General features: G+C 63.8%; 15 protein-coding genes and 3 tRNA genes. 4 read left to right on the top strand and 14 right to left on the bottom strand.

What is annotated here, in order from left to right:
* The 8 genes from IGS61_RS15155 to IGS61_RS15120 form a co-directional block, all read right to left on the bottom strand.
* Positions 1–452: GTP-binding protein (locus IGS61_RS15155; RefSeq protein WP_230540312.1), on the bottom strand; the 452-nt coding region annotated here is incomplete at its 3' end.
* 88 nt (positions 453–540) lie between these two features.
* Positions 541–615 (bottom strand) — tRNA-Thr (locus IGS61_RS15150).
* A 43-nt stretch (positions 616–658) separates the two neighbouring features.
* A tRNA-Gly gene (locus IGS61_RS15145) sits at positions 659–732 on the bottom strand.
* A 60-nt stretch (positions 733–792) separates the two neighbouring features.
* A tRNA-Tyr gene (locus tag IGS61_RS15140) sits at positions 793–877 on the bottom strand.
* Between the two features lie 232 nt (positions 878–1109).
* Positions 1110–2756: a tetratricopeptide repeat-containing response regulator gene (locus tag IGS61_RS15135; RefSeq protein ID WP_230540311.1), complete on the bottom strand. Its 1647-nt coding sequence runs from the start codon at positions 2754–2756 to the stop codon at positions 1110–1112.
* A 133-nt stretch (positions 2757–2889) separates the two neighbouring features.
* Positions 2890–4485, bottom strand: a complete 1596-nt coding sequence (locus IGS61_RS15130; RefSeq protein ID WP_230540310.1) for a DUF3369 domain-containing protein — start codon at positions 4483–4485, stop codon at positions 2890–2892.
* Positions 4486–4548: 63 nt separating this feature from the next.
* The gene (locus IGS61_RS15125; RefSeq protein WP_230540309.1) at positions 4549–5640 is read right to left on the bottom strand and encodes a J domain-containing protein; all 1092 of its coding nucleotides are present in this window, start codon (positions 5638–5640) and stop codon (positions 4549–4551) included.
* Between the two features lie 149 nt (positions 5641–5789).
* Entirely contained in the window at positions 5790–6941 is a 1152-nt protein-coding gene (locus IGS61_RS15120) for a class I SAM-dependent methyltransferase (protein WP_230540308.1), read from the bottom strand.
* Positions 6942–7015: 74 nt separating this feature from the next.
* Between IGS61_RS15120 and IGS61_RS15115 the strand changes: the two genes are divergently transcribed.
* The 4 genes from IGS61_RS15115 (at position 7016) to pepF (ending at position 11282) form a co-directional block, all read left to right on the top strand.
* The gene (locus IGS61_RS15115) at positions 7016–7804 is read left to right on the top strand and encodes an SDR family oxidoreductase (RefSeq protein WP_230540307.1); all 789 of its coding nucleotides are present in this window, start codon (positions 7016–7018) and stop codon (positions 7802–7804) included.
* Positions 7805–7857: 53 nt separating this feature from the next.
* Positions 7858–8256: a dihydroneopterin aldolase gene (locus IGS61_RS15110; protein ID WP_230540306.1), complete on the top strand. Its 399-nt coding sequence runs from the start codon at positions 7858–7860 to the stop codon at positions 8254–8256.
* A 5-nt stretch (positions 8257–8261) separates the two neighbouring features.
* Positions 8262–9224, top strand: coding sequence for a tRNA 2-thiocytidine(32) synthetase TtcA (gene ttcA / locus IGS61_RS15105; protein ID WP_230540305.1), 963 nt, complete (start codon positions 8262–8264; stop codon positions 9222–9224).
* Between the two features lie 180 nt (positions 9225–9404).
* Positions 9405–11282, top strand: a complete 1878-nt coding sequence (gene pepF / locus IGS61_RS15100) for an oligoendopeptidase F (protein ID WP_230540304.1) — start codon at positions 9405–9407, stop codon at positions 11280–11282.
* Between the two features lie 19 nt (positions 11283–11301).
* Here pepF and kefC read toward each other — a convergent pair whose 3' ends face one another.
* The 6 genes from kefC to IGS61_RS15070 all read right to left on the bottom strand — a co-directional run bounded on the left by kefC (position 11302) and on the right by IGS61_RS15070 (position 17256).
* A complete protein-coding gene (gene kefC, locus IGS61_RS15095; RefSeq protein WP_230540303.1) occupies positions 11302–13125 on the bottom strand; it encodes a glutathione-regulated potassium-efflux system protein KefC in 1824 nt (607 codons plus the stop codon).
* Between the two features lie 84 nt (positions 13126–13209).
* Complete coding sequence (locus IGS61_RS15090) at positions 13210–13794, bottom strand: SRPBCC family protein (RefSeq protein ID WP_230540302.1); 585 nt, start codon at positions 13792–13794, stop codon at positions 13210–13212.
* The gene (locus IGS61_RS15085; RefSeq protein WP_230540301.1) at positions 13791–14375 is read right to left on the bottom strand and encodes a dual specificity protein phosphatase family protein; all 585 of its coding nucleotides are present in this window, start codon (positions 14373–14375) and stop codon (positions 13791–13793) included. Before IGS61_RS15085 ends, IGS61_RS15090 begins: the two co-directional genes overlap by 4 nt.
* Positions 14372–14842, bottom strand: coding sequence for a hypothetical protein (locus IGS61_RS15080; protein WP_230540300.1), 471 nt, complete (start codon positions 14840–14842; stop codon positions 14372–14374). The genes IGS61_RS15085 and IGS61_RS15080 overlap by 4 nt, the downstream gene beginning before the upstream one ends.
* Positions 14843–14850: 8 nt before the next feature.
* Positions 14851–16002 carry an MGDG synthase family glycosyltransferase gene (locus tag IGS61_RS15075; RefSeq protein WP_230540299.1) on the bottom strand — a complete coding sequence of 384 codons (1152 nt, stop codon included), beginning with the start codon at positions 16000–16002 and terminating at the stop codon, positions 14851–14853.
* 111 nt (positions 16003–16113) lie between these two features.
* Positions 16114–17256 (bottom strand): ankyrin repeat domain-containing protein, encoded by a 1143-nt coding sequence (locus tag IGS61_RS15070; RefSeq protein ID WP_230540298.1) that lies wholly within the window; start codon positions 17254–17256, stop codon positions 16114–16116.
* Between the last annotated feature and the right edge of the window lie 34 nt (positions 17257–17290).

The following is a 17290-nucleotide window of genomic DNA, read 5'->3' as shown; positions in this document are numbered from 1 at the left end:
TCTACCAGTTCCAGCAGCTCTGCGTCGTCGACCAGGTCGCACTTGTTCAGGAACACGATGATGTATGGAACGCCAACTTGGCGGGCCAGCAGGATGTGTTCGCGGGTCTGTGGCATTGGGCCGTCAGCTGCGGAGCACACCAGGATCGCACCATCCATCTGCGCGGCACCGGTAATCATGTTTTTGATGTAATCGGCGTGGCCTGGGCAGTCAACGTGTGCGTAGTGACGGGTTTCCGTTTCGTACTCGACGTGGGCGGTGTTAATCGTGATGCCGCGCGCTTTTTCTTCTGGAGCCGCATCGATCTGGTCGTATGCTTTAGCTTCGCCGCCGAATTTCTTCGACAGAACCGTTGCGATTGCAGCGGTCAGCGTGGTTTTACCGTGGTCGACGTGGCCGATGGTGCCGACGTTGACGTGCGGCTTGGTCCGTTCGAATTTACCTTTTGCCATTTTGAACTCCTAATGATTTGATTAGATTGCTCAGGCACACGCCCGACGGTCTGGTTTGAATTGCTTCTGTGCTGCCTGCTGCGAATTCTGGTGCCCTTGACGTGGATCGAACACGTGGCCTCTCCCTTACCAAGGGAGTGCTCTACCACTGAGCTACAAGGGCTGTAATTTGTTGCATGCGATGCATCAAGCATCTGAACGGAAACTGGAGCGGGTGAAGGGAATCGAACCCTCGTCGTAAGCTTGGAAGGCTTCTGCTCTACCATTGAGCTACACCCGCGAGGTATCGTTCACTTTATCTTCACTTACTTGCTACTACCCAGTTTTCCTTGCAAAAACTTGGTGGAGGGGGCTGGATTCGAACCAGCGTACTCATAGAGAACAGATTTACAGTCTGTCGCCTTTAACCACTCGGCCACCCCTCCGCGGGAACCGCAGAGTATGAAGCATCTACTCACAACTGTCAACCTTATTTACTGATGCCTGACTGCTGCATTTGCGTATAAAGAAGAAGTTGGCTGCTTCGGGGCGTGATTATAAGCTCCCGATTTGAGAAAGTGCAAGGGTTGGCGCGAAAAAGTCGACTTTTTTCGCATTTTTTTTATCGCCCCTACCGCCAAGCCGCATTTTTCCGTCATTTGCCCCGCATTTCCCCGCTTACCTTGCGTCAGGCGGATGCATCCAGGCATTGCCCAAGGGCTTGTATTTACGCAACAACTGCTGATGCAGGCCCGACAGCACGGGCAATTTGGGATTGCGCGGGTCCAGGCGGCGCACGCCGGCGATAAACGTCAGCGCCTGCTGCCCCATGCGCTCATCCCAGCCCTCGTGCTCCAGGCATTTCAGCACGGCCACGGCCGCATTGAAGACCACCTGCGGATTGTCGGGCAGGCGCGTGACGGCCTCGCCCATCAGATCGACGGCGCCGCGGAAATCGCCCTCGCCCGCCCGGGCTGCCCCGGCCGCCACCATGTCGGCCACTTCCTGGCGGCTTTGCCGCGCCAATGCCTTGGCCAGCTCGTCGCGCCCCGCCTGCTCGAACACGGCCATGGCACGCGTCATGGCGGCGCTGTCGGGCGCATTGCGCATGACTTCGCGCATCACCTCGGCGGCGCCATCCTCGCGCCCATGCGCCAGGCAGTGGCGCGCCAGTTCGGTTTTCAGCGTATTCGAGCCGCCCACGCTGTGGCGGTTGGCGGCCAGGGCAGCGTCCAGCGATTGCTGCAGACGCTCGGCGTTACCCGTATGCGCATGCAGCATGGCGCTGCACAGGGCGCTGCACAGTTCCGCATTCTTTTGCCCGCCCATCGACTTGTCGAGGTCGCGGATCACGGCGCCCGCCTGCAACGGGTCGCCCTTGCGCACGAGGGTCTGCACCAGGCGCACATGGTCTTCCGGATCGCGGAATTCCGAATATTTGGCCTTGCTGACCACCAGTTTGAGGGATTTTTCCGCCATGTCGATATCATCGGCCGCCAGGGCCGCCTCGCCCAGGCGGCGCAAGCGGCGCACGGCATGCGGCGACAGCGCCACCGCCTCGCTCAGGGCCGCTTGCGCCAGTTGCGGCTTGCCTTGCGCCAGATGCGTGCGCGCCAGCCAGTCATACGCGTCGAGAAAACGCTTGTTGTTTTCCAGCAGCCCCTCCAGCGTGCCCTGCGCCGCCGCGTATTCACCCAGCAGGAATTGCGTCTTCGCCTGCCCCAGGCGCGCCCAGCCAATCGACTTGGCCTCATACAGGGCGGCATAGATCGGCTCGGCGTCGGCCGCCTCGCCCAGCAGCAGATGCAGTTCCGCGCGCAGGCGCAGGAAATCCGTGGCATAACGGGGATACAGGCTGGCGCCCTCGGCGCAGGCGGCAATCGCCGCGCGCTCATTGCCCACGTCGATCAGTTCATACACGGGCACGAAGGCATTGCGCTTGTCCAGCGCGCGGCCGATACGTTCGAGCATGTTGTCAGCGGTGAAAGGCTTAAGGATGTAATCGGTGGGCAACAGCTCGACGGCGCTGACCACCTTGGCGAAGCTGCCTTCGCCCGTGACCATGAAGAACATGGTCGATGCGTGCATCAATTTGTGGTGGCGCAAGTCTTCCAGCATCTGCTGGCCATCCTGCCCGCCGTCGAGGTCGTATTCGCACAGGATCAGGTCATACGATTTGCTGCCCAGCATGCGGATCGCCTGGCCCGAACTGGCTGCGTCATCGATCTTCGCCAGGCCGCACAGGTTGAGCATATTGTGCAGGCTGGCGCGCATGCCCGGATGCGGCTCGATGATCAGTGCGCTGAGTCCCTTGAGTTCTTTCATGTCGTGATGTCCGAAAACTCCGCGGCGCGCCACACTGGTGCGTGGCGCCGGCCAGCATGAGGCAGCCGAGTATATGACGGCGCAGCGCGCAAGGGAATGGGGCCGCGCCGAAAAACGCCAACGAAGCGGCAGCTCACGCGGTGGCGCGCTCCGGATGCCACAGTTGCGGCTCATGGTCGATCAGGTCCAGCAACGCCGTCACCACTTCCGGATCGAACTGGCTGCCGCTGCGCTGCTCGATGTATTCGCGCACCTGCGGATACGGCCACGGTTCCTTGTACGGCCGCTCGTGCAGTAAGGCGTCGAACACGTCGACCACGGCAACGATGCGCGCAGAGATCGGTATATCGCGGCCTTTCAGGCCGTTCGGATAACCGGCGCCGTCGAAATGCTCGTGGTGGCCGCCGGCGATCTGCGCGCCATACGTCAGGTAGCTGACGCCGTCGACCATGTTGGCGGCCCGCTCGAGGATGGTGCGCCCGACGCCGGCATGCTGCTGCATCTGCGCCCGCTCCTCATCCGTATGCTTGCCCGGCTTCAACAGCACGGCGTCCGGCGTGGCCACCTTGCCCACGTCGTGCAGGATGCTGGCCAGGCCGATCATGTCGAGCAGTTGCGGCGTCAGCTCGTCGGCATACACGCCGCGCTGCTGCATGCGGCGGGCGATGGCGTCGGACAAGAGCTGCACGCGCCGCACGTGGCCGCCCGTGTCGCTGTCGCGGAACTCGGCCAGGTCGGCCAGCGCCACCACGGTCGCTTCCTGCGCCTTGCGCAGCTGGCCGAACATGTACAGATTGTCGAAGGCGGCCGCGATGCGCTGGCAAAACACTTCCAGCAAATCGCGCTGGATCTGCGCCAGCGGCCACGGCGGCGTGACGGAGATGGCCAGCTCGCGGTTGCCTTCCGTATGAATGAACAGCACATTGGCTGGATGCTCGAACTGGCTGCGCTTTTCCGCGAACGCCTTGTCGATCGTGGGCGTGAGCGCGTGGTCGGCCGGCATGGCTTCGGCCTCGGCCAGCACGGCATACGTGCCCGTGGCAGCCACCACTTCGGGCCGCCCGGCGCCGCCCTGCATCAGGCACAGCACGCCGTCGGCGCCCACATCGAGAATGGCGCTGACCTGGTTCAGCACGCCGGAAGCGAATTCGCGCAGCGAATGAATCTGGTACAGATTGGTGGCGCCGGCCAGGATCTTGCCCAGGCCGATGCGGCTACGCTCGAGCATCATCAGGCTCTCGTAGGCGCGCAGGGCCGAGATGACGGTGGTAAACAACTTTTGCGTTGTCAGCTCCGTCTTGGCCTTGTAATCGTTGATGTCGTATTCGATGATGACGCGCTGCTCGGGCGCCTGGCCCGGCTGGCCCGTGCGCAGCACGACGCGCACGATGGAGTTGTTCAGGTCGGCGCGGATGCGCTTGGCCAGGATCAGGCCCGCGTCATCCGTTTCCATCACCACGTCGAGCAGCACCAGCGCGATATCGGGCGTGTCGCGCAGGATGTCATACGCTTCGCGGCCGCTGTAGGCGGAAAACAGTTCCAGTTCGCGCCCCTTGAAACTGACATTGCGCAGCGCCAGCCGCGTGACCGCATGCACATCGACGTCGTCATCGACGATCAGGACACGCCACAGGCGCTGCTCGGGCGCGGCCAGCCCGGCAGGACTGGCCACCGGCTCATCCTCGTCGAGCAGCCAGTTATCATCTGCATCGGCTTTGAGGTCGGTCATGAGTACTCCTAAGGGATAAGGTCGATGTGGACGCTGCGTTGACGCATATCAAGCATAATCAGATTAGATGCTGCTTACAACAGGATTCTGCGTACCGCCTTCGCCGGCGGCCGGCGCCGGCGCTGTTGCCGACGCACCGCCGCGCGTCGTGCCGCCACAATTGTCCTGGCCTGGCCCGACGGCCTGGTAGCGCACTTCATACTTGCCCGCGCTGAGCTGCTCCACCAGCAGCTTGTCGTACGCGAGGATGTACAGGTAGCGCACGTTCGAGCGCCGCTCCATGTCATACAGCTTGACGAACACGGGCGCCGCATTGCCGCCGTTATCGATGCTCACGGCCAGTTCCTCGCCCTTGTTACCGATCGGGAATCCATCGACATAGCCGGAATGCGCCGGCCAGGGCTCGCCATTCGGCGCCACCAGCGATGCAGACTCGGCCTTGCTTGCGCCATCGCAGGGAGGCTGGATGGCTTTCAGGCTCAGCTGGGACAGGGCCAGCACGCGGATCTCGGGCGTCTTCGCTTGCTGAGGCTCGGGCGCATACGGCTTGCCCACCGCCCAGCTATCGACTGCCACGACCTCGCCTTTCGACGACGACGCGGCACTGGCCGCTGGCGTGGCCGCTTCCGCATGGGGCTTGGCGCCATCGCGGGCCAGGCCGCTCCAGGCCGACGCCAGCGCGGCAGGCACGGGCTGAGACGTATCGAGCATCAGCAAGGCCCCCAGCCAGCCCAGCAGCAGGCAGACAAACAGACTCAGCCACCAGCGCCAGTTGCGCCAGACGGGCTGCTGGCCGCGCCGCGGCTTGCCCCTCGTCGGCGGCACATCCTGCGCCCAGGCCTGCTCATGCGGCTGGGCATGGCCTTTCGCGCGGCCATCGCGGCTCTTGCCTTCTTCCTGGTGGGTGCTTTCCAGCCATTCGATTTCCCACTCCTCGGCGGCGATCCACTCGTCGTGTTCCTTGCGGCGTTGTGGATCGGACAAGGTGCCATAGGCGCTGTTGAGGATGGCCATGATGCGGGCGGCCTTTTCGTCGCCGGGATTCTTGTCGGGATGGTATTTCTGGCTGAGGGCTTTGTACGCGGCACGTATGACTTCCTGCGGCGCCAGGCGCGCCACCTTCAGGTTGTCATAGTGTGTATGTATCTTTCCCATCGTTCTATCTTGAAATCGGTGCGCGGCGACGGGTTCTTGCAGGATGGAACCGTGCTGTGTCGGTCATCATATACGATATGACAAGATAATAACCACCGGCGGACAGGAAATTGCAGGGCGGCACTGCCCTGCCTTGATATTGCAGGCGCTTACAGGCGGTGACTGCGGTCGCTGGACAACAGCGCTTCCGGCAACTCCACGCGGTGCCCCACCACCAGCACCTTGAACAATTCCCCCATCTCGGCCGGCGAGACCAGCTTTTGCACGGCGCTGGCTTGCGGCAAATAGGTCTTGACCTGCTGCGGATCGGTGCGCAGCAGCAAGTCGCCAAGCCCGGCGCCCAGCAGGAAGGACGCCTGGTTCATATACGCGAGCACATCAAGGCCCGCATCCTGCGCCGCCACCGCCATGGCCGTGAAATCGACGTGGGCCGTGATGTCCTGCAAGCCGGGCAAATAAAACGGTTCCGCGTGGGCATGATGGCGGTAATGGCACATCAGGGTACCCGTGGCGCGCAAATCCAGGTAATACTCGTGCGCAGGGAAGCCATAGTCGAACAGCACGGCCGCGCCGCCCTGGCCAGCGGTCAGCATGCGCGCCAGCGAACGCATGAAGCCGCAGGCGACGCCGTGAATTTCCGTGACATAGCCGACCGGCAAGGCATCGGCCTCCGGCACCTGGGCGGCGATCTGCGCGGCCACCTCGGCACTGGCCGGGCGTTCGACAAAGACGAACTGGCCGTCGGCGATGCTGACGTCGAGCTCGCACCAGCCGGCGGGCGTCTTGCTGATCAGGTTGACGGGCATGGCGTCCAGCACTTCATTGCCGAACACGGCGCCGTCAAAACTGTCGGGGAAACCGTCGAGCCACACCACTTGCGGGAAGGCGGCCAGCGCCAGCTCCTGGCGCGCGCGCAATTCGCCGGACAATTCGACGATCGCATACTGTTCCACGTGAATGCCGGCATTCGCCGCTTCCGTCAGGATGTCAACGGCCAGCTTGCCCGTGCCGGCGCCGAATTCGAGGATGCGCGGGGCCGTTTGCGCCATAATAGCGGCTGCCACATGGGCCAGGGTGGCGCCGAACAGGGGAGATATCTCCGGCGCGGTTGTAAAATCGCCATCTTTGCCCAGCTTGGCGGCGCCGCCGCTGTAATAGCCGAGGTCAGGCGCATACAGCGCCAGCTCCATGAAGCGGACAAAGGGAATGGCGCCGTCATTGCGCGCGATTTCGGCGGCAATCTGGTGCTGCAAGGCATGGGACGCGGCCAGCGCGTCGCTATCGGGTGCGGGAAGAGACATATCCGCATTGTAGCGAATCGGCGGCGCATGCCGCCAGTGCGGCGTCCACCGAATATCTCAACCATAGCAAAGACATGACAGAAGCAACGACAACGCCCTTCGACAGCACACCCCGCGTCGCCCTCGTCACGGGCGCCGCGCGCCGCATCGGCCGCGCCATCGCGCTGGGCCTGGCACGCGACGGGTGGGATATCGCCGTCCATTACCGCGACTCGCGCGAGGAAGCGCACAGCCTGGTGGCGGACATCACGGCGCTGGGCCGCCGCGCGCAAGCATTCGCCTGCGACCTGGCGCAGGAAGACGCCGTGCGCCAGCTGTTGCCGCAGGCACAAGCGGCGCTGGGGCCCGTCACTTGCGTGGTCAACAACGCATCGTTGTTTGAATACGACAATGCGGGCGATTTTTCCGTCGCCGCCCTGGACGCCCACATGCACGCCAATCTGGCCGCCCCCATCCTGCTGGCGCAAGCGCTGTACCAGGCCACCCCAAGCGGCGGGCAAGCCGTGGTCATCAACTTGCTGGACCAAAAACTGTACAATCTCAATCCTGATTTTTTGTCGTACACCCTGTCCAAGGCGGCGCTGCTGTCGGCGACCACCATGCTGGCCCAGGCGCTGGCGCCGAAAGTGCGCGTGGTCGGCATTGCCCCTGGCATCACCATGGTCTCCGGCGAGCAGACGGAAGCGAACTTTGCCAAGGCGCATGAAAACACGCCGCTAGGACGCTCCAGCACGCCCGAGGATGTGGCCGACAGCGTCTGTTACGTGGCCGGCGCGCGCGCGCTGACGGGCACGACCTTGCTGGTCGATGGCGGCCAGCATTTGATCGGTTTGCCGCGCGACGTCATGTTTTTGACCAAATAATCAGCAGCCCTGCCAAACAACCAGCATTCCAGCATTCCCTAAAAGGTAAAACTATGTCGTCCGCCCTGTCCCACCCTCGCCTGCTTGACTGCCGCCGGCTGTTCCTGCGCAATTACGAAGTCCTCATCAACATCGGCGTCTACGACTTCGAAAAAAAGGGCGAGCAGCGCGTCCTCATCAACGTCGACCTGTACATTCCCCTGGCCCTGTCGACGCCCAAGGATGACCAGCTGGAAGAAGTGGTCGACTACGACTTCATGCGTGAAACCATCGCCAAACGCATGGCCCAAGGCCACGTGCAGCTGCAGGAAAGCCTGGTCGACGATGTGCTCGCCGCCATGCTGGCCCACCCGCGCGTGCGCGCCGCGCGCGTTTCGTCGATGAAACCGGACGTGTACCCCGACTGCGAAGGCGTGGGCGTGGAAGTATTCAAGATCAAGGATGAAGTATGAACAACATGAGCAACACCGCCGTGCTGGAAACGGCGACGACGGCTGTGGAATTCCCGGCCAACGCGGAAGCGCAGAAACTGGCACGCAAGAAGGCGGAAAAGATCGCCCTGGAAAACAACAAGCTGCACAAGCGCCTGTGCCGCCTGGTGGGGCAAGCCATCGGCGACTTCAATATGATCGAAGACGGCGACAAGGTGATGGTCTGCCTGTCGGGCGGCAAGGACAGCTACGCGCTGCTGGACATTTTGATGACCTTGCGCGAACGCGCGCCGATTCATTTTGATATCGTCGCCGTCAACCTGGACCAGAAGCAGCCGAACTTCCCGCCGGAAATCCTGCCCGCCTACCTGACAGAACTGGGCGTGGCCTTCCACATCGAAAACCAGGATACCTACAGTATCGTCAAGCGCCTGATCCCGGAAGGCAAGACGACTTGCTCGCTGTGCTCGCGCCTGCGCCGCGGCATCCTGTACCGCGTGGCAGACGAGCTGGGCGCCAACAAGATCGCCCTCGGCCACCACCGCGATGACATTTTGGAAACATTCTTCCTGAATATGTTCTTCGGCGGCAAACTGAAAGGTATGCCGGCCAAGCTGCAATCGGACGACGGCAAGCACATCGTCATCCGCCCGATGGCGTACGTGAAGGAAGAGGACACGCAGCGCTATGCGGAAGTCAAGGGCTTCCCCATCATCCCGTGCGACCTGTGCGGTTCGCAGGAAAACCTGCAGCGCAAGCAGATCAAGGGCTTGATGCGCGAATGGGACAAGAAGTTCCCCGGTCGCGTGGAAAGCATCTTCTCGGCCCTGTCGAACGTGGCGCCATCGCATTTGATGGACCCGAAACTGTTCGGCTTCAAGGATTTGAAGGCGGACGGCGTGGCCAACCCCATGGGCGACATCGCCTTCGACGAAGAGCCATGCTCGACGCCGACCACGTTCGGCACGATCGCGCTGCAAGCACTGTAATCCGCTGTTGCAAGCCCGTGTTGTTTTCGCCGCCACCGCCCAGGTGGCGGCATCCGCCCTCTTTCCCCCTGCCTCCATTTGATGTACCGTAGTCAGCTCTGCCGGTACGCGATGTGTCACGCGCGCAATCCTGCCCGGCGGTCAGCACGCATTCTTCCGACAACCTCACTGGAATGAACCATGACGCCATCCGCGCTCAAGCGCCCCCTGCTGTTCTCCCTGCTGGCCCTCAGCCTTGCCACCGCCTTCGCCGCTCCCGCACCCGCCGACCGCCAGGCCGACCGCTGGGATTTGACGGCGCTGTATCAGAACGATGCCGCGTTCGACGCCGACGCGAAAAAGCTGTCAGCCCAGTTGCAGCAACTGGGCGCCTGCAAGGGGCAGTTGAAAACCTCGCCGGCCCGCCTGAAAAGCTGCCTGGACCTGTACGCCGAGGCACGCAAGCGCGTCAACACGCTCACCACCTATGCGGCGCAGTACTACGACCAGGATACGGGCGACAGCAAGGGCAACCAGCTGAACCAGCGCGCCGCCCTGCTGGGCAACGATTTCAGCCAGGCAAGCACCTTCCTGCAGCCGGAAATCCTCGCCCTGGGCGCCAAACGCATCGATGCCATGCTGGCAAAGGACAAGGGGCTGCAGTTGTACCGCTTTCAATTGAGTAACATGCTGCGCAGCGCGCCGCACACGCTCGACGCGGCCGGCGAACAGCTGGTGGCGCAGTTCGGCCTGGCAACAAGCTCGGCCGCCAGCGTCTACCGCACCCTGGCCAATGCGGAAATCCCGTGGCCGACCATCAAACTATCGGATGGCAAGGAAGTGCGCCTCGACCAGGCGGCCTACACGAAATACCGGGGCGACGACAACCGCGCCGACCGCAAGCGGGTGTTCGACGCCTTCTTCGGCAAGTGGAAAGAGTACGAACGCACGTTCGGCGAAACCCTGTACGGCCAGCTCAAAACGGATGCCGCGTATGCGAAGGTGCGCCATTACCCCGATTCGCAAAGCGCCGCGCTCGACGCCGACCATCTGCCGCCGGCCGTCTACCAGACCCTGATCGCGCAAACCAACGCCAACCTGCCCACCCTGCACCGCTACTTCAAGCTGCGCGCGCGCATGCTGGGTGTCAAGGACCTGGCGTACTACGACGTGTATGCGCCGCTGCTGAAAAGCGAACGCAGCTTCCCGCTGGCCGAAGGCAAGCAGATGATGCTCGATTCCGTCGCGCCGCTGGGCCCCGAGTATGTGAAAGCGCTGGGCGCCGCCGTGGAGGCGCGCTGGATGGATGTGTACCCGCGCCCGCGCAAGGTGGCGGGCGCCTACATGAATGGCGACGCGTACGACGTGCACCCGTTCGTGCTGCTCAACTACACGGACAATTACGAAGCCGTCGGCACGCTGACGCACGAATGGGGCCACGCCATGCACTCGGTGCTGGCCAACAAGGCGCAGCCGTCGATCTATGCGCCGTACAGCATCTTTGTCGCGGAAATCGCCTCCACGACGAACGAAGCACTGCTGCTCGACGCGCGCCTGAAGCAGGCCAGGGATGACGACGAGCGCCTGCTGTACCTGGGCGCGGCGCTGGAAAACCTGCGCGGCACCTTCTTCCGCCAGGCCATGTTCGCCGAATTCGAGGCGGCCATCCACGGCAAGGTGGACAAGGGCGAGTCGCTGACGGGCGAAGAGATTACGGCCATCTATGCCGGCATCCTCAAGCGCTACCACGGCGAAGCGCAGGGCGTCATGAGCATCGATCCCGCCTACGCGCTGGAATGGGCGTATGTGCCGCATTTTTATCACGGCTACTATGTGTTCCAGTACGCCACCTCGATCGCGGCAGCGCAGGATTTCGCGCAGCGCATCCTCGACAAGGAACCGGGCGCCCTGGCCGCCTACCTGAAGATGCTCAGCGCAGGCGGCTCGGCCTATCCGTATGATCTGGTGAAGGCGGCCGGCGTCGACCTGGCCTCGCCGAAACCGTACCAGGCGCTGGCGGCGCGCATGAACGGCATCATGGACCAGATCGAGGCGATTGAGAGCCGACGGGGGAAATAAGCGCCTGCGCAGGCCGGCGTCAGGCCAGAGTGTCCGATGCCGGCTTTTCCGTCTCCGCTGCCGCAAACGCCGCCGCATCGCTCTCGAACATGTCTTCCAGCTCCTCGCGCGCCTGGCGCGTGAGCGACATGACTTTTTGCTGGTCCTGGAAGTGCGGCGCCACTTCCAGCAAAGTTTTCAGGTTATGCCGACCGAAGATGCCGGCCGCGCGCTGCGCCCGCTCGGCGCTGAAGCCCACCTGCTGCAAGGTCTGCTCGCCCAGCAGCAAGGCTGCGGCAAACGTCTCGCGCTCGATCAGGGTCACGCCGCGCTTCATCAATTCATAGTAATGCGTGACGTTGCGCGCGCGCGCCAGGATCGTCAGCTCGGGCAGGCGCAGGCGCACGGCGTCGACCAGGGCCAGGCTGTCGTCCACATTGTCGATGGCGATCACCAGCGCCCTGGCCTTCTCGATGCCGGCCGCCACCAGCAAATCGACGCGCGTGGCGTCGCCATAAAACACTTTAAAACCGAACTTGCGCAGCAGCTCGATCTGGTCCGGGTCGTGATCGAGCACCGTCACGCCGATCTTGTTGGCCGCCAGCAGGCGGCCGATGATCTGGCCGAAACGGCCGAAGCCGGCAATGACGATGGGGTTGTCCTGCGCCTCGATATGGTCGTCGGGACGGCGCTTCTTGTCGCCCTGCAGGCGCGGCGCGACGAATTTGTCGTGCGCCAGCAGCAGCAAGGGCGTGGCCACCATCGACAGGGTCACCACCACGACCAGCAGCGCTGCCGTCTGCGGCGCAAACACATGCGCAGCCTCGGCGGCGGCAAACACGACGAAAGCGAATTCGCCACCCTGCGACAGCAACAGCGCAAAAAACAGCTGCTGGCCGCGGGGAATGTCGACAAACTTCGACAGCAGGTACAGCAAGCCGATTTTCACCACCAGCAGCCCCGCCACCAGGGCCAGGATCAGCAGCGGCTGGGCGCGCAGCACGCCGAAATCGACGGACATGCCGACAGCGATGAAGAACAGGCCCAATAACAGCCCCTTGAACGGTTCCAGGTCGGAAATGAGCTCATGGCGGTATTCAGAGTCGGCCAGCAGCACGCCCGCCATGAAGGTGCCCAGCGCCATCGACAAGCCCACCGATTCCATCAGCACGCAGATGGCGATCACCAGCAGCAGGGCAAACGCCGTGAAGATTTCGCGCAAGCCCGTCTTGGCGATGAAGCGCAGGATGGGGTTGACCAGAAAACGTCCGCCGATCACCAGAGCGGCCAGCACGGCGGCCAGCTTGGCCACGCGCAGCCAGCCCGGTTCGCCGCTATGCGTGACCAGGCCACCGAGCAGCGGCACCAGCGCGATCATGGGAATGGCGGCGATATCCTGGAACAGCAAGATGGAAAAACCGGCGGAACCGGCCGGCGTGCTCATTAATTTGCGTTCGCCCAGGGTGGCCAGCACAATGGCCGTCGACGACAGCGACAGCCCCAGCGCACCGACCAGCGCCGTGCGCCAGTCCACGCCGAACGCCATGGCCACGGCGCACAGTCCCGCGCTGACGACGCCCACCTGCGCCCCGCCCCAGCCGAAAATCGGACGGCGCAGCAGCCACAGACGCTTGGGCTCGAGCTCCAGGCCGATCAAAAACAGCAGCAGCACCACGCCGAATTCGGAAAAGCTGAGGATCACCTCGACATTCTTGATCAGGCCCAGGCCCCACGGTCCGATGACGACGCCGGCCACCAGGTAGCCCAGCACGGCGCCCATGCCCAGGCGCTTGGCCAGCGGCACCATGATGATGGCGGCGACCAGGTAAAACAGTATGTTGATGAGAAAGCTGTGGTGTTCCATGCGGATTCCGGGCGGATGTGTGGATGAAACGACATCATGCCTGAAGTGGCGCGCCGGCGTGAAGCGGCTGCTCCGCCACGCCGGCTATTTGCGCGCGGCCACCCGCGCCCGCAGCGCGTCGAACATTTTCGGGATGCTGTCGCGGCTCATGCTGTCGACGATCCAGCCCAGGCCCATCGGCACCGGGCCTGGATCCGTGTACACCTGATACTTGACGGCGGCAGCGCCCGCATCGAGCGGATCCGGCGACAGCTGCCAGTAGCCGCTGGTGTCGGCGATGGTGTCCTCCACCTTCAGTCCCTCCATCGGCACCAGCTTCCAGGCCAGGCTGCAACTGGCGTCGAGCACCTTGGGCGTCATTCTCAGGCGGTATTGCTTGATTTTTCCCATCGGCAGCTTGAGCGTGACGTCGACCAGCGAGGCGCCGCCGCCGCCGGCCGTCACCTTGATCTTGTCCACGTTCGGCATGAACTGCGGATAGCCGGCGAAATCCTGGATGGCCGCGCAGACGGTGGCCACGCTGGCCGGCATGCTGGTCGTGGCGGCAAAGGTCTTGCCGGGCATGCCCGCCTTGCTGACATCGCGCAGATCGAGCGCAGGCGTGGCCGCCAGGACGGCCAGCGGATAGCAGGCGGAACAGGCGGCCAGCGCGCACAGCAGGGTCTTCATGGTTTTTCCCCGTCGATCTGCGCGCGCAGCGCCGCCACGTCAACGCGCTTGAGGTAGCTTTCGATATTCTTCCACACGGCGTGATAGCCGTAGCCGCCATTTTTCAACTCGTCGATCGCCTTCTCGCGCGGCCAGCCCTGGTACAGCATGCGGTACATGGCGGCCATCATGCCCGTGCGGTCGGCGCCGTGCAGGCAATGCAGCAGCACGGGGCCCTGCTGTTCGGCGGCGCGGATGCTGCGCATGGTCTCGATCACATGCTTGTCGCGGATGGCCCAGGTATTGATGGGAATGCGGACGGCGCGGATGCCGCTGCCATCGAGCACCTGCGTGTCGGAGTGGAAGGAACGCAGGCTGATCACCGTCTTCACGCCCAGCGCCTGCAATTGCGCCACGTCGGCGCTGTCGAGCTTTGCGCTGCGGAACAGGACGGGGGTGACCTGGTGCAGGTTGGACACGTGCGGCAGCGGCGTCGCCCACTCGGCATTGCGCTCGGGCGCCACGGGCGCCTGCGCACCGGCGGAACCGGCCGCCAGGGTCAGGAATAACAGCAGGAGATGCGACAAGCACGGCAAGATCATGACTTCCTCTTATATGAAAACCACAGCAGCACGCCAGCCAGCAGCAGCGATACCCAGTAGTCGGTCGGCGCCCACCACAGCCAGTGCTTGTGCCAGGCGATGTGGGCCGGATTGAAGTGCGCCACGCCATAGGCGGGATTGAGCACGAACCACAGATAATCCTCGATGATCCAGAACAGCATGATGCAGCCGATGGCGCGGCACTCGAGGCGCAGCGACCATTGCGCCAGGAAGATCATGGGGAAATGGAAGAACAGGGCAATGAAGGGAAACACCCAGGCATGGTAGCCGGTCATCGGCCGCCCGCCCCAGAAGATATCGAGCAGCCAATGGCTTTCGATGCGCCAGGTGGGCAGGTTGGCGGCCCAGCCGGCCGCGCCTTCGATCTGGATTTCCACCTGCGCAAAAAACAGTCCCAGCAGAGCCACCCAGGCCAGCGTCAGGGCGATCTGCCAGGGTTTTGCCACGGCGCCCGTCACGCCGGCTCCGGCGTCACGCTCGGCGCCAGCACCTGCGCCAGCACGTCGCTGGCGGCGCGCGGACGGCCCAGCGCCAGCGCTTTCGCGCGCATCGCTTGCAACTGCTCCGGATGATCGAGCAACAGGCGCACGCGGTATTCCAGGGTGACGGCATCGAATGCCTTCAGGGCCACGCCCTGCTCCAGCAGATAGTCGGCATTGCGCTCCTCCTGCCCGGGAATCGGCGAGTTGACGATCATGGGCAAGCCCAGGGCCAGGCATTCCGAGGTGGTCAGCCCGCCCGGCTTGGTGATCACCAGGTCGGCGCACGCCATCAGGCGCTCGACTTCGCTGGTAAAGCCTTGCGCCAGCAAGCGGCCCGGATAGCGGCCGGCCAGTGCCTGCAGCGCCGCCAGCGCGGCGGCGTTTTTCCCCGCCAGCACGATCAGCTGAAAGTCGCCATCCAGCGCCAGCAGGCGCGCGGCGATGGTATCGAGGCTGCCCAGTCCCGCCCCGCCGCCCATCAGCAGGATCGTCGTGCGCCGCGGGTCGAGGCCAAACGCCTGCGCGCACCGCGCGCGGTCGGGCGCCTGCGCAAAGGCGGGCATGATGGGGATGCCCGTCACGTGGATGCGGTCGGCGGGAATGCCTTCGTGGCGCATGCGGAACGCCACTTCGTCGGTGGCGGCGAAATAGCCCTGCATCTGTTCATGCACCCACATGCGGTGCAAATCAAAATCCGTGACCTGCACCCACACGGGGCAGGACAGCTGGTGCTGGCGCAATGCGCGCGACAGCAGTTCGGCCGGCAGGAAATGCGTGCAGATGATGGCGTCGGGCTGGAAGGCGGCGATTTGCGCCATCAGCGCGCGCGTGTTGAGGCGCTCGACGGCGCGGCGCAATCGCTGCATCGAGCTGTCGCGCGGCGCGTCGTGGCTGGCATGGTACAGATAGCCCCACAGCGCGGGCGCCTTGTTGACCAGCTTGATATAGAAATCCGTGTACAGCTTGCGGAACGCGGGGGGCACAAAATCCATCACATCGAGATGGCTGGCGATGGCGTGCTGCTCCAGGCCGGCATATGCCTCGATGGCTTGCGCCGCGCGTAGATGGCCGGCGCCGGCCGAAACGCTCAACAGGAGAATTCTTTTCTGTTTTTTTTCTGTCATGGGGAAACCGGTGAATGGAACAGCTGGCCGCTGGTGCGGAAGATTAAAAGAATAACATTTCCGCAGTTGAATCCGATTGATCGTGCGCATCCCGTCACTATCGTGCGCGCGCTAGCGCGGGACGGCAAACGGCGAGGCCGACACTTTCCAGCTGCCTTTGAGCTTGCGCTCCATCAAGGCCGGCAAGGCGCTGGCGCCGGGTGCGCCTTTTTTCGTGAACGTGACGGGTACCAGCAGATAGATGGTGACCTTGTCATCGTCGGCGATGTCTTCTTCCGGTTCCGGGTTCCAGCGCTTGTCGATGGCCAGCAGCGCATCGACGCCGTCCGGCCACGCCAGGTCCGCCAGGTGCGGATCGTCGCGCCGCAGCAAGTCGCCCGCCACGAGACTGGCCTGGTCGAGGGTGCGCCTTCCCAGGCGCGCCAGCAGGTCGACGGGAAAGCGCCATGGGCTGCACGCCGCAAAGCCGTGGACGGTCAGCGGCCAGCGCGTCGGCAGGCAGACGGCCAGTTCGGTCATCGGCGCTTGCTGGAACAGGCCGGCCGTAAACAGCAGCTTGAACTCGCGCTTGCCATCGATGCAGCTGATCCCCAGCGAAAAGCGCGCGTCGCCGCTGTCCGGGCTGAACACGGCCGGCAGTACCCAGCCGGCGCTGTTGTGCATGAAGGTGCGGATGGCATCCTGCGGCGAGGCGGCCGCTTGCCGCGGCACATCGAATATGCTGACGCCGCCGGCGGCAGCGAGCATCTGGACGATTGCGGGAAAGCCCCAGCCGGCGGCGATATCGACCGGCGCCTGATTCCAGCGCGTATGCAGGCGGTTCGGATTGGCGCCCCGCTGCAGCAGCAAGGCAACCACGTCCTGATGGCCGTCCACGCAGGCGCTGTCCAGCGGCGACAGTATATTGTCCGGCAAGCCGTCGACGGCGGCGCCATGCTCGAGCAGCCAGCGGCAGGTATCGACATGGCCATGGCCGGCCGCCTCGCCCAGCGGCGTATGGTTGCGGTAACCGGGCAACGGCAAATCGATATCCATGCCCAGCGACACGAGCAGGGCGCAAACCTCGCGGCTGCCGCTGGCCGCGGCCAGATGCAGCAGCGATTCGCCGTCATCCATGTTGTAGCGGCGCAAGGTCGAGAGCAGCGGCGTGGCCTGGAGCAGGCTGCGCACCTGCTCCACCTGATTCTCGCCCACGGCGTCGCAGAGACGAAAAAACGCTTCCCGGTGCTGCTTGTACAGTGTGTTGTTACCCATCTCTCGTCTCTGCTCGTGGTGGCGGCGCCCTCAT

Origin of the sequence: Janthinobacterium sp. FW305-129, assembly GCF_020858115.1 — a bacterium.
Lineage (GTDB): Bacteria > Pseudomonadota > Gammaproteobacteria > Burkholderiales > Burkholderiaceae_D > Janthinobacterium.
The sequence above is the reverse complement of the archived record's forward strand: the minus strand, read 5'-3'. Positions and strand labels throughout refer to the sequence as shown.